The 11603-nt window shown below is 70.9% G+C and carries 11 protein-coding genes and 2 pseudogenes; 3 read left to right on the forward strand and 10 right to left on the reverse strand.

Annotation, left to right across the window (positions count from 1 at the left end; genetic code table 11):
* Positions 1–16: 16 nt before the first annotated feature.
* Positions 17–463 (forward strand): hypothetical protein, encoded by a 447-nt coding sequence (locus AB0O76_RS39875; RefSeq protein WP_365501903.1) that lies wholly within the window; start codon positions 17–19, stop codon positions 461–463.
* A gap of 43 nt (positions 464–506) precedes the next feature.
* Here the strand turns inward: AB0O76_RS39875 and AB0O76_RS39880 are convergent, their stop codons facing one another.
* The 5 genes and pseudogenes from AB0O76_RS39880 to AB0O76_RS39900 form a co-directional block, all read right to left on the reverse strand.
* On the reverse strand, positions 507–1076 hold the full coding sequence (locus tag AB0O76_RS39880; RefSeq protein ID WP_365501905.1) for a DUF664 domain-containing protein: 570 nt from the start codon (positions 1074–1076) through the stop codon (positions 507–509).
* Positions 1064–1506, reverse strand: a pseudogene (locus AB0O76_RS39885) (hypothetical protein). Before AB0O76_RS39885 ends, AB0O76_RS39880 begins: the two are co-directional and overlap by 13 nt.
* A 122-nt stretch (positions 1507–1628) precedes the next feature.
* On the reverse strand, positions 1629–3053 hold the full coding sequence (locus tag AB0O76_RS39890; protein ID WP_365501907.1) for a carboxyl transferase domain-containing protein: 1425 nt from the start codon (positions 3051–3053) through the stop codon (positions 1629–1631).
* Positions 3046–4545 (reverse strand): acyl-CoA synthetase, encoded by a 1500-nt coding sequence (locus tag AB0O76_RS39895; protein ID WP_365501909.1) that lies wholly within the window; start codon positions 4543–4545, stop codon positions 3046–3048. The genes AB0O76_RS39890 and AB0O76_RS39895 overlap by 8 nt, the downstream gene beginning before the upstream one ends.
* A 131-nt stretch (positions 4546–4676) precedes the next feature.
* On the reverse strand, positions 4677–5942 hold the full coding sequence (locus AB0O76_RS39900; protein WP_365501911.1) for an SLC13 family permease: 1266 nt from the start codon (positions 5940–5942) through the stop codon (positions 4677–4679).
* Positions 5943–6241: 299 nt separating this feature from the next.
* Between AB0O76_RS39900 and AB0O76_RS39905 the strand changes: the two genes are divergently transcribed.
* Complete coding sequence (locus AB0O76_RS39905) at positions 6242–6955, forward strand: FadR/GntR family transcriptional regulator (protein ID WP_365501913.1); 714 nt, start codon at positions 6242–6244, stop codon at positions 6953–6955.
* A 130-nt stretch (positions 6956–7085) separates the two neighbouring features.
* Positions 7086–7547, forward strand: coding sequence for a pyridoxamine 5'-phosphate oxidase family protein (locus AB0O76_RS39910; RefSeq protein WP_365501915.1), 462 nt, complete (start codon positions 7086–7088; stop codon positions 7545–7547).
* 324 nt (positions 7548–7871) lie between these two features.
* Here the strand turns inward: AB0O76_RS39910 and AB0O76_RS39915 are convergent, their stop codons facing one another.
* From AB0O76_RS39915 to AB0O76_RS39935, 5 genes and pseudogenes are all read right to left on the reverse strand, one after another.
* Positions 7872–8516 carry a dihydrofolate reductase family protein gene (locus AB0O76_RS39915; RefSeq protein WP_365501917.1) on the reverse strand — a complete coding sequence of 215 codons (645 nt, stop codon included), beginning with the start codon at positions 8514–8516 and terminating at the stop codon, positions 7872–7874.
* 159 nt (positions 8517–8675) lie between these two features.
* Positions 8676–9881: a glycosyltransferase gene (locus tag AB0O76_RS39920; protein ID WP_365501919.1), complete on the reverse strand. Its 1206-nt coding sequence runs from the start codon at positions 9879–9881 to the stop codon at positions 8676–8678.
* A gap of 67 nt (positions 9882–9948) precedes the next feature.
* Positions 9949–10552: pseudogene (locus AB0O76_RS39925) on the reverse strand (hypothetical protein); the annotation flags it as partial.
* 42 nt (positions 10553–10594) lie between these two features.
* Complete coding sequence (locus tag AB0O76_RS39930; protein WP_365501921.1) at positions 10595–10891, reverse strand: hypothetical protein; 297 nt, start codon at positions 10889–10891, stop codon at positions 10595–10597.
* A gap of 176 nt (positions 10892–11067) precedes the next feature.
* Positions 11068–11499, reverse strand: a complete 432-nt coding sequence (locus AB0O76_RS39935) for a PPOX class F420-dependent oxidoreductase (RefSeq protein WP_365501923.1) — start codon at positions 11497–11499, stop codon at positions 11068–11070.
* Positions 11500–11603: the final 104 nt, after the last annotated feature.

Consider the following 11603-nt stretch of genomic DNA (forward strand, 5'->3'; position numbering starts at 1 on the left):
GCGCGAAGATCTACGCATGGAACTGGATCGCCCGCTGATGGGCCACTGGAGCAGCCTCCCCTTCTCCTACGGGGTCATGGAGGCCTCTGAACTGGGACTTCTCGGCGACGGCCGGGGATGGAGCGCCTGGTTCAACGCCGACGCCCTCTGCGTCACGCGCCTGACGTGGCGGTGCCCAAGGCCGGGCGTCGTCGAGCTGCACACGAGGTGGAGTGTGCAGGGAACCATCAGCGACGGCCCCGGACCGCTGTCCTTCTCCACGACGGAGCCGGTCGAGCGGCGGGACGAGGTCACGCGCCACGACTACGTCATCGCCCCCGCGATCCCGATGCCGGGAGCCGCCGATCCGCTGACGGCGATCACCTTCGAGGAACCGGTGGAATTCTGCAACCAGTACGCCCGGGGCCCAAGGGAGATCCGACGCGAGGACGACCCCTCCCACCTCGTACTTCCGTATCAGTAGGCTGCCCGAGCGCCTGCTCGGCACCACCGGAACCGAATTGCTGCTACTGGCCCACCCTGCCGTCGACGCACTCGCGCAACAGGTCGGCGTGCCCGCAGTGACGCGCGTACTCCTCGATCCTGTGCACCAACAGCTCACGAATCGCGATCCCGTCCTTGCCCACCCGCTCGCCCAGATCCGGGTGGGCGGCCAGCGCGGCGTCGGTCGCGGCCTGCTCGCGCTCCAGATCGGCGTACGCGGCGTCGACCTCGGCCTGCTCGGCGACGGCTCCGTCGAAGTCCGCGTCACGCTTGCCGTACAGCTTCGGCACCGGATCACCGTCGGTGATCCAGTTGCGCCAGTCCCGCTCCACCTCGACGATGTGCCGGATGAGGCCGAGCAACGACATCGTCGACGGCGGAACCGACCGACGCGCCATCTGCTCCGCGTCCAGGCCTTCGCACTTCATCCGCAGCGTGATGCGGTAGTTCTTCAGAAAGTCCTGCAGCGTCGCAAGCTCACCGTCCGGACTGACTCCTTCGCTGTCGCGGGGGTCGTCGTCGGGGTCGGCCCACATGTCGGGGTAGACGGTGGCCTGGGTCCAGCGTGCGGGTTGGTCGCTCATGGGTTGCATGCTCGGGGGTGGGGTCCTGGGCTCGCCACTGATTTTTCCCATTGCGTCAGGAAGGCGAAGTCGTCGGGGGTCAGGCCGATTCGGGGGTCGACGCGATGAAGCAGGGCGGGGCCGTCATGGTGGGCCTTCACCCATGCACGGTCGGCAACGGTGATCTCGTCGTCGACCCAGGCGAACGCACGACCCTTGGCCCATGCGCCGCCCAGACCAGATCGAAGGGGAGGGCGGCCAGCGCCGGCCCGCGGTCGGGGTTGAGCCACACCCGCAGTGGTTTCACCCGCTTGTCGGGCAGCCCTCACTGATCCAGTCGGTGCCGTTCGGCGGCCTCCCACCGGGGCGTCAGCAGGCGGTGTGTCCGGTGGCCCCCGGGGCGGCGGTGTGGCTTTGCGGCGTAGGGATTCAGCGGTCCGTCGACGTCGATCAGCAGCATGGGGCGCACCGGCTCACTCCCTTGATCGGTGGCCGCACGGTATCGGCCGTTGACGGAGACCGCCGAGTGGATTTTCGACGGGCGGGCGGTCTCCGGCGTGGGGTGGCCCCTCTGCTGACGGTCTAGGACGGGTCTTTCGTGTCCACGATGCCGCGTACGACGTCGAGGTCCACCAAGTCCTGTGGGCGGATGTGGAGTTGGTCTGCCGTGGCGCGTACCTCTTCCTTTGGCCGTTTGAGGATGGCGGCCGCTGCCTCCGGGGCGATGACCGAGAAGTAACTGTCCGGCGTTGCCCAGGTGTTGGCCGGGGCGGCGAGTGCCAGTGCGCCGCCCGAGCCGCCCTCGCCGATCAGAAGGGTCGTGATCGGGGTGTCGGCGGCGGCCACGGCGCCGAACACTTCCGCGATCGCCGCGCCCGCGCCCTGGCCTTCCGCCTCCGCGTCGTTGGCGGCTCCCGGGGTGTCCACCAGCGTCAGTACGGGGATGCGCAGTCGGTCCGCGAGGCGGATCAGCCGTGCGGCGGTGCGGTAGCCGGCGGGGCGGGTGGGCGTGCCGGTCTGGGCCGCGTAGGCGACCGTGTGCGTACGGCCGGTGGCGTCCGTGCGCTTCCCGAATCCGCACAGCATGCCCTCGTCGGTGCCGCCGCAGCGGTCACCACTGATCGGTGTGCGGTGCGTGAGGTAGGTGTCCAAGTAGGCGGTGGCGCGCGGGCGTTGGGGGGATCTGGCGTTGCGTACGGCGTCCCAGCCGGTGGCCGGGAGGTCGGTGACGGCCAGGGCGGCGGGAGGCGGGGCGGGCTCGGTCGACGGGTGGCTGAGCAGGTGCAGCCAGCGTCCGAGCACCCGCGGAAGCTCCTGCGGGGGAACTACCGCGTCGATCGCGCCCGCCGCCAACTGGGCCTCCGCCGTGTAGGCGGCCGGGTCCGCGTCGGGCGGCCGTACGCGTGAACCGGCGAAACCCACCTCGGCGCCCGGCAGCGCCAGGATCACGTCGGCGCCCGCGCCCAGGGTGGCCCAGCCGCCTCCCGTGGTCGGGTCAAGGAGGACGGCGATCTGGGGCAGTCCGGCCTGCCTGGTGCGCGCGGACTGCCCTGCCACGCGCTGGAGTTGGACCAGTGCGCGCATGCCCTCCTGGACGCGGCTGCCGCCCGTCGCGACGAGCGAGACGAGCGGGACGCGGGCCTCACGGGCGTACGTGTACGCCGCCTCCAGGCGATCACCCGTGCGCTCACCCAGCGACCCGCCCAGGAAGCCGAACTCGAAGGAGATCAGCACGGCGGTGACCCCGCCGACGGTCGCCGTGCCGCAGACGACCGACTCCGCCTCGCCGGTGCGGTCGGCGGCGCGCACACGCGAGGCGTCATAGCCCTGCCAGGACAGAGGGCCGTCCGTCCTGTACTCGCCTGCTGGGGCGGGCAGTTCGGTGAAGTCGTCCGTGACGAGGCCGATGGCCTCGCGCGCCGTGAGCCGCCGGACGCCGGCTGCGGGGCGCGCGTCCTCGGTCGGCTGTCGCCCGTCGGCGGCCACAGATTGCCGGTCGTCAGTCATGGGCCAGCGCCCGCTTCATGATCTTGCCCATGTCGTTGCGGGGCAGGGTGTCGAGGTAGTGCACGACGCGGGGCCGCTTGTGAGGGGCCAGGCTGCGCGCCACGTGGTCGGCCAACTCCTCGGCGGGCGGCGGGGATTGGGGATCGGCGGGCACGATCCACGCCACGATCCGCTCGCCGAGGTCGGCGTCCGGCTCACCGGTGACCGCGGCCTCCCGCACACCGGGGTGCTCCAGGAGCGCGTTCTCGATCTCGCCCGCCCCGATCTTGTAGCCGCCGCTCTTGATGAGGTCGGTGGCCTTGCGGCCGACGATGCGTACGTAACCGTCGGGATCGCGCACCGCCATGTCGCCGGTGCGGAACCAGCCGTCCTCGGTGAACGCCGCCGCCGTCGCGTCGGGGCGGTTGAGGTACTCGGTGAAGAGGTTGGATCCGCGCACCTGGATCTCGCCCACGGTCTCGCCGTCCCGGGCCGAGACGGCCGTCACCCCGTCCTCCTCCGTCAGGCGCAGTTCGACACCCGGCAGCGGCACCCCGACCGTGCCCGCGCGCGGCTCGCCGTCCGCGCGCACGCTCGTGTTCATCAGCGTCTCGGTCATCCCGTACCGCTCGATGACGCGCCGCCCCGTCGCCGCCGCGATCCGCTCGTGGTCGTGCACGGGCAGCGCCGCCGACCCCGACACGAGCAGCCGCGCCCGCGCAAGCGCCTTGGCCAGCGCGGGGTCGTCGGGCAGCGCCTCCGCGATCCGGTGGTACATCGTCGGCACCCCGAACAGCATCGTGGCGCCCTCGCTCAACTCCTGTGCCACGCCTGCCGTTTCGAACCTGCCGAGATGCCGTACGGATCCACCGCGACGCAACGGTCCGAGGATGCCCAGGATCAGACCGTGCACATGGAAGAGGGGAAGCGCGTGGACGAGTACGTCGTCGCCGGTCCACTGCCAGGCGTCCGCGAGGGCGTCCAGTGTGGCGGCGACGGCCCGCCGCGGGATGACGGCGCCCTTCGGCGGTCCTGTGGTGCCGGAGGTGTAGACGACCAGGGCGGAGTCCTCGGCGCCGCGTTCCGCGAGGCCGGTGGGGGAGGGGACTGGGTGCCCCGTACTTCCCGTGGCGCGCACGTCGACCTCGACGTCTACGCGCTCCAACGCATCCAGCGGGGAGGGCAGTTGGTCGCCCTCGGCCGCGAGGACCAGTGTCGGCGCACTGTCGCTCACGATGTGCCCCAGCTCGCTCTCGCCCGACTTCGGGTTGAGCGGCACGGCGGGGACGCCCGCAAGCAGCGCGGCGACCACGGCGACCGCGGTCTCCAGGGTGGGGGTCGCCCACACGGCGACCCGGCCCGCGCCCGCGACGCGCGCGGCGAGCGGTGCCGCCGTGGCCGCGAGCTCGCCGTAGGTCAGGGAACGGTCGCCGAAGCGCAGGGCGGGCCGGTGCGCGTCGGCGCCGTCCGGTTCCGCCAGCGCCGCCGTCAAGGCCGGGAAGAGAGGGGACACGCGTCGTACTCCTTATGTCGTTCGTCAGCCGTCCGTAAGGCCGTTGGTCATAAGCCGTTGGTCATAAGCTGCTGGTCATAAGCTGCTGGTCAGCTGTGTGTCGGTCCGGATGGCGCGGCCGCGTCGCCGCGTCATCCCCAGTCGGGCACCACCAGCGCGAGCCACACCACAGCGGGCACCACGGCCACCACGATTCCTCCGTACACCATCAGCTGCCGGAAGAAACGCTCCCGGTCGACACCCGGTGCCGCGGCCAGCACCAGCGCGCCGTTGGTCGAGAACGGGCTCACATCCACCACCGTCGCCGACACCGCGAGCGCAGCCACCATGCCGACCGCCCCGATCTCGCCCTGCGCCAGGAAGGGGACCGCCAGCGGAATCAGCGCCCCCATGATGCCGACGGAAGAGGCGAACGCGGAGACCAGCGCGCCGATGTAGCAAAGCAGCACGGCGGACAGCAGCGGGACGCCGATGTCGCTGACGCCCTCGCCCGCCCAGTCGATCGTGCCCATCTGGTCCAGGACGCCGACGTACGTCAGCACTCCGCAGATCAGCAGGACCGTCGACCAGGCGATCTGGCTGACGGCGTTGCGGCTGTCCTCGGGCCAGCAGGCGGCGAGGAGGACGGCGAGGGTGATGGAGGTCAGCCCGGCGTCCAGATCGAAGGCGAGTACGGCGACCACCAAGGCCACGAGGGCGGCGAGGGTGGCGATGCGGGCGGGGGTGAGACGGGCTGCCGCTTCGGCCGCCTTGTCGGCGTCGTCGGGGCCGCCCTCCGCGAGCGCATCGACCTTCCGCAGCTTCAGCCCTCCGAACAGCACGAACACCACAGCGGCGATCACGAGGTTGACGACGAGTGAGGCGAGGAACAGGGTGATCTCGTTGCCGGGGAGGTTCTCGCGCTCGACGATGCCGTTGACGATCGTCCCGTAGATGCTGATCGGGGAGAAGCCACCGCCCTGTGCACCGTGCACCACCATTGCCCCCATCAGCAGCGGGCTGATCGCGTACCGCGCGGCGAAGCTCAGGGCGATCGGCGCCACGATGGCGACGGCGGCCGGGCTGACCGCGCCGATCGCCGTGAGCGCACCGGTCAGCACGAACATCACCCACGGGATCAGCACCACCCGCCCGCGCACGAGCCGGATCGAGGCGTGCACCAGCCAGTCGGTGGTGCCGTTGGACCGTGCGATCGCGAACAGATATGTCACGCCGACGAGTACGACGAAGAGGTCACCGGGGAAACCGGCGAAGATCTTGTCGGCGTCGAGGTCCGCGACGAGTTCGCCGACGCCGAACGCGGCGGCGAAGGCGAGGGCGCCCATGTTGATGGAGCGGGTGGTGGCGATCACGAACACCACGACGAGCACGAGGATCGATATCAATTCGGCGGACATGCGGGCTCCCGTCCTTGGGTCCCCAGGCCAGTAAGTGGTTGAGCGGCTGAGCGGCCGAGTGGCCGAGTGGTCAAGCGGTGCAGTGGTCAAGTGGTGCAGTGGTCAAGTGGCGCAGTGGTCAAGTGGCTGAACCACATTGGGTGTTGCGCGTCGAGACCGTCAAGAGGCGCGACATGAATTGGCTCAGCCACTTATCCACTCGGCCACTTATCCACAGACCCGGTGAGCCAGCTGCCCCCGGTGTTACGCTGCCGCCGCAGGGGACCAACACCGCGCAAGAGCGGGCAAGGGGGACGGGCATGACCGACGCGCTGCGCCCGGTGGCGGCCAAGCCGCGCCTGTACGAGCAGGTCCTCGACAGCCTTCGCGACTACGTCGCCAAGGGCGGCCTGGGAGCGGGCGACCGCCTCCCACCCGAGCGCGACCTGGCGGCCCGGCTCGGCGTCAGCCGCGCCTCCGTGAAGCAGGCCATCGTCGTACTGGAGGTCCAGGGCCTGGTGGAGGCCCGGCACGGCGGCGGCACCTACCTGGTCCGCGACACCCTCGACGTCGAACCCGTCGAGCAACTCGTGGAACGCCGACGGCGGCTCCCCGACGTATTGGACGCGCGCGAGGCCCTGGAGACCAAGCTCGCCGAACTGGCCGCCGAGCGCCGCACCGACGAGGACCTGGCGGCCATCCGCTCGGCCCTGGCCCGGATGGCCACCGAGATCGAGGACGGCGCGCACGGCGTGGAGGGTGACCGCCTCTTCCACGCGGCGGTCACCGCGGCGGCGCACAGCAGCATCCTCGCCGAGTTCATGCGCTCCATCACCGACCAGATCGCCGAGAGCCGCAACGAGTCCCTGCGTCAGCCCGGCCGCCCCCCGCGGTCGCACGCCCAGCACCTCGCGATCCTAGAGGCGATCGAGGCCCGGCAGCCCAAGAAGGCGGCGGCGGCGATGCGCAGGCATGTCCGCACAGTGGCGAAGGTACGGCTCCTGGACTGGGACCCCGAGCCGGACAACGAGTAGCGGCCCGCAGCTTCCCCCTGCAGCCGAGTTGCCCCACCGCCGGGACGATGGGCTGAGCAGCAGGTAGGTCGCCAGGCGTAGGACCCCCGCCCCATGCGTGCGACGCGGCCGCCGCATAGGGTCACCATCCATGCAGACCACGGAAACCACTCACCGCAACGTGGCGGAACGCAGGCGCGACACCCTGGCACGGCTCGAGTCGGAGCGGGACATCTGGGTGGCGACGTCCCACCCCGAGCACGGCCCGCACCAAGTACCCCTGTGGTTCTGGTGGGACGGACAAGGCATATGGATGTGCACCGGCGAGACATCCGTGACCGCACGCAACGTACGCAAGGAGTCCCGCGTCCGCCTGTCGCTCCCCGACACCGTCGATGTGGTGCTGCTGCAGGGCGAGGCGGAGAGCTTCCTGGACCGGAACGTGCCGACGGACGCGGCGGACGCGTTCGTCGACAAGTTCGGGTGGGACCCTCGCGCGGAGGAAGCCACCTTCCTGTACGTGCACGTGGTTCCGAAGACCGTGCGCGCGTGGCGGTGTGAGCCCGAACTGCGCGGCAGGGTCATCATGCGCGACGGAGTGTGGCTGGGCTAGGGCCTGTCCGATGGGTCAGGCCGGTCTTTGCGCCGGGTGCCGATTCAGCAGGGCCGAGCGGGCCCTGGTGCGTGCAGCTGCAAGGCGGAGGAGGGCGACAACGCGGAGCGTTGGCAACCGACGTCAACGCGGGAGGGGGCACCTCCCTGCTCGAGCGAAGCCGAGAGCTTGGGGGAGTGCGTGCCAGGGGTCGCGACCCCGGCAGGACCCATCGGACAGGCCCTAGCGCTCCGCGCACCCTCGCGATCGCCCAGCCGAAACACCCGCAGTCCCCGCGCTGACTTCACCGGGCAGGGCGCTGACTTCACCGGGCACGCCGTGACGTCACTTTCGCCAGAACAGGTGGTGCGTCACGCCGCTCGGGCTCGGCACGACGTCGCAGTGGAACCGGTCGAGTAGCTCGTCGGGGGACTCCCAGAGCCGCGCCCCGGCTCCGAGTTCCGTCGGCGAGACCGCCACGTGCAGGGTGTCCACGAGGTCGGCGTCGAGGAACTCCCGGATGGTGGTGGCCCCGCCGCCGAGTCGCACGTCCTTGCCCTGCGCTGCCTCACGCGCCCTTTCGAGGACCGTGGCCGGGTCGTCGTCGACGAAGTGGAACGTGGTGTCGGACAGCGTGAAGGAGGGGCGTGTGTGGTGGGTCATGACGAACACCGGGGTGTGGAAGGGGGGTTCGTCACCCCACCAGCCGCGCCAGTCGTAGTTCTCCCAGGGCCCGCGCTGGGGCCCGAACTTGTTGCGGCCCATGATCTCGGCACCGATGTTGCGGTCGTAGTCCCGGGTGAGGTAGTCGTCGAGGCCGCGGCTGCCTCCGGGGTCGGTGCGCATGGGCCAGCTCGCCGTGGCTCCGGCCCAGGCGAAGATCTTCCCCGGATCGGCATGCCCGAACGGCCGCTCGAGGCTCTGGCCCTCGCCGGCACCGAACCCGTCGCTCGAGACGTTGAAGTTCTGGACCCTCAACAGCTGTGGCACGTGCTTCCTCCTGTGTTGGTTGACGGTGATGGAGACTGCCCGGGGATTGAGACTGCCCGGGCCGCGCAAACTCATCGCGGCGGTCGGGACCGGCCGGCAAAGGGGGCTCATCGAGTGAACCCTCAACCTCCGGTTCAGGGTGAGAGTGTCCGATTCTTCTCAGGCGGCCGCGTCGAGAAGCAGCCTCGCGGCCACAGCCATCCCGTCCGTTCGGATCGTGCCGGCCACGGTCGCCGCGCGTGCACGGACCTCGGGGGCCAGGGCCGTCTTGAGCGCGGCTGACAGGGACGCGAAGGTCGGCGTCGGACCGTCGTGCGCCGCGCCGATGCCCAATGCGGCCACCCGGCCGGCCCAGTACGGCTGGTCCGCCAACTGGGGCACCACCACCTGAGGCGCGCCGACCCGGGCGGCCGTCGTCGTCGTGCCCGCGCCGCCGTGGTGCACCACGGCGGCCACCCGGCCGAACAGCGCCTGATGATTGGCCTCGCCGACGGCGAAGCAGTCGTCCCCGTCGTCGATCAGGTCCAGGTCGGCCCAGCCGCGGGACACGACCGCACGGCGGCCCTGCGCCCGGATCGCTTCGATGACCACCTGGGCGGCATCCTTCGAGGCGCCCAGAGGCATGCTGCCGAAGCCCGCGTACACCGGTGGCTCGCCGGCGTCCAGAAACTCCACCAGATCGTCCGGGAGCGGGCGTTCGTCCGGCAGGATCCACGCGCCGGTCTGCACGACGTCGAGGTCGGCAGGCTCCTGCCACGGATCCAGGACCGGGTCCGTCGCCAGCCACGGCCGGTCGCCGATGACGTAGTCGCGGACGTCGGCCACCGGCGGCAGGCCGAACGACGCCCGATTGGTGTTGAGCGCCTCGCCGAAAAGCACGTCGATGCTCTGGGCGTCCAGCTCCCACAGCGCCCGGTTGTCGGTCACGTCCGGCGGGAACGGCCGGCCCGGATACGCCAGCGGCGCGTGGTACGGCGACGGCAGGGTGACCTGCTGGAAGGTCACGGACACGGACGGGATGTCCAGCTTCTCGGCCACCGACAGCGCACCGGCGGCCGCGGGCATCATGCCGGTCGCCAACAACACATCACACCCCTCGACCGCCGAGGTGACCACGTCGAACTGGCTGGCGATGACCGCGGCCGCGCGCTCGGGCAGCGACGACGGGCGAGGCGCCGCCTTCGTCATCGCGCGCGCCGACTGGCCGACCGGCACCAGCGGCACACCGACACCGGCAAGCCGCTGCGCGAAATCCTCGTCCGGCGGCGCACACACCCGTACCTCCGCGCCGAGCGCCCGCAACCGCACCGCGAGTCCCACCAGCGGTTCGACATCCCCGCGCGACCCAAACGTAGACAACAGCACACGCACTCGGTGACTCTCCCGTTTCCGCTGGCTCTGGCCCTGGCGCCGACCATTCTGCGCCGGCCGACACGGCGTTGCCCTTGCGGCCCAGTTCGATCAGGCGCTGCGTCGAAGTCTCCGTGCCGTTCTGCACTTGGCATTCGAGCACCGAGGTCCACGCCTTGCCGTCGAGCGCGACATTGAACGCGAGCAGCGGCAGGACGGCGGCGGTGAGTGCGGCGGCGATCCACTGCTCGGCACCCGCCACCCCGCGCAGCGCGAACGCGATCAGGCCGGTGGCCAGGCCCCACCAAGGCCCGTAGAAGCAGGAACGGGTTGACGACCGTCAACGCGATCCGTCGCGCGGTGTCGGCCAAGCTGTGCCCCTTGGGCACGGCGCCGCGCGCCGCGAACAGCGCGAACACGACCCGCGAAGCGACGATCCCGAACACCGCGCCGAGCGCCGGCTCGGTGAGGAGCATCCCGAGCACCACGTCGGGCCAGTTGGCGGGCTCCATGCCGACGAAGACACCGCGTGCGTTCGCCCCGCCGCCCACCGTGTACGTCACCTTCACACAGGGCAGCGCCAGCGCCAGTGCCAGCAACAGGGTGTGCCCGGGCCCTCCCTTGCTGTCGACGGCCTGCGCCCGTGCGACCTGCTGATCCTCGCTCTGCGCGCTTCCGCCTGACAGGGCGACCACTGCGTAGGCCGGGCGTGCGGCCGTTCTCGCCGCTCAGGTGAGCAGGGCCGATGACCCGGAGGTGAGCCAGCGGCGGACCGCGAGGGCGACCGTGTCGTCGAGGGTGCTGAGCGCGTCGATGGCCTTGGTGTCATCGGGGTGCGGAGGGATCCCGGCCGCGGTGAGTGTGGCGTGGAGGTTCAGCCGGTGCCGGTCGCGGGCGGTGAGGACGTGCTGGGGGTGTGCCGCCGTGTCCAGGCGCTGCGTCGGGTCGGGCGGAGGCAGCAGGAAGTCGGCCTCGGCGTCCCAGTTCACGGTCGGCAGGATCGCGTCAGTGGTGGGTGCGGTCATGGTGGCTTCCTCACGTCGGGCGGGCGGTGCGTGTGCCGATGAGGAGGCAGTGGGGCAGCGGTCCGGTTGCAGCCGTGCCGCCGAGCCACCCGAACGTTGTAACGGTGACGCGGAGTTGGATGACGGAGCGGCTGTACGGTCAGCCGCTCCGTACGTGTCCATGGGGCAGCCCGTTGTCAGCGGATGCTGGCGCCGTACACGTTCTCGACGGTCATCGTGATCAGCACTCTGCGGTCGGAGACCATGACGGCGCGGTACTCGTCCCAGTCCGGGTGCTCGCCGGCGGCGCTGCGGTAGTAGTCCACCAGCGCCTGGACCTCCGGACCATCGGGGTCGGTGCCCGGTCCGGTGAGGGTGACCGTGCCCTCGGCGGTGGCCCACGCCCGGCCGTCCGGACTTGTCACTTCCAGTGCGGCGCGGGGATCCCGGCGCAGGTTGGCGATCTTGGCGGTGTGCTGTGTCGTCGACACGCGGATGACGCCGGCGGCGCGGTCGTACGACGGCATGATCGGGGAGAGCTGGGGGCGGCCGTCGGATTTGATCGTCGCGAGCACGCCGAGGTTGCTCTGGGCGAGCAGTGCGTGCGGGTCGAAAGGTGTCTCTGTCATGTCGGCCCCAACTTACCGTCGGGGGCCGCGTATTCCGGCTTGTGCAGGGCCGGTGGGCTCCGGAGTACTCGACTGGGCCGCCCCGGAACGGGCGCCGCATGTGC

It is taken from the genome of Streptomyces sp. NPDC086554 (assembly GCF_040686095.1).
GTDB lineage: Bacteria > Actinomycetota > Actinomycetes > Streptomycetales > Streptomycetaceae > Streptomyces.

What these genes read in the sequence shown, in the direction of transcription:
- AB0O76_RS39875 (WP_365501903.1), top strand. Translation starts at nt 17, where the DNA reads ATGGAACTGGATCGCCCGCTGATGGGCCACTGGAGCAGCCTCCCCTTC.
- AB0O76_RS39880 (WP_365501905.1), bottom strand. Translation starts at nt 1,076, where the DNA reads ATGCAACCCATGAGCGACCAACCCGCACGCTGGACCCAGGCCACCGTC.
- AB0O76_RS39890 (WP_365501907.1), bottom strand. Translation starts at nt 3,053, where the DNA reads ATGACTGACGACCGGCAATCTGTGGCCGCCGACGGGCGACAGCCGACC.
- AB0O76_RS39900 (WP_365501911.1), bottom strand. Translation starts at nt 5,942, where the DNA reads ATGTCCGCCGAATTGATATCGATCCTCGTGCTCGTCGTGGTGTTCGTG.
- AB0O76_RS39905 (WP_365501913.1), top strand. Translation starts at nt 6,242, where the DNA reads ATGACCGACGCGCTGCGCCCGGTGGCGGCCAAGCCGCGCCTGTACGAG.
- AB0O76_RS39910 (WP_365501915.1), top strand. Translation starts at nt 7,086, where the DNA reads ATGCAGACCACGGAAACCACTCACCGCAACGTGGCGGAACGCAGGCGC.
- AB0O76_RS39930 (WP_365501921.1), bottom strand. Translation starts at nt 10,891, where the DNA reads ATGACCGCACCCACCACTGACGCGATCCTGCCGACCGTGAACTGGGAC.
- AB0O76_RS39935 (WP_365501923.1), bottom strand. Translation starts at nt 11,499, where the DNA reads ATGACAGAGACACCTTTCGACCCGCACGCACTGCTCGCCCAGAGCAAC.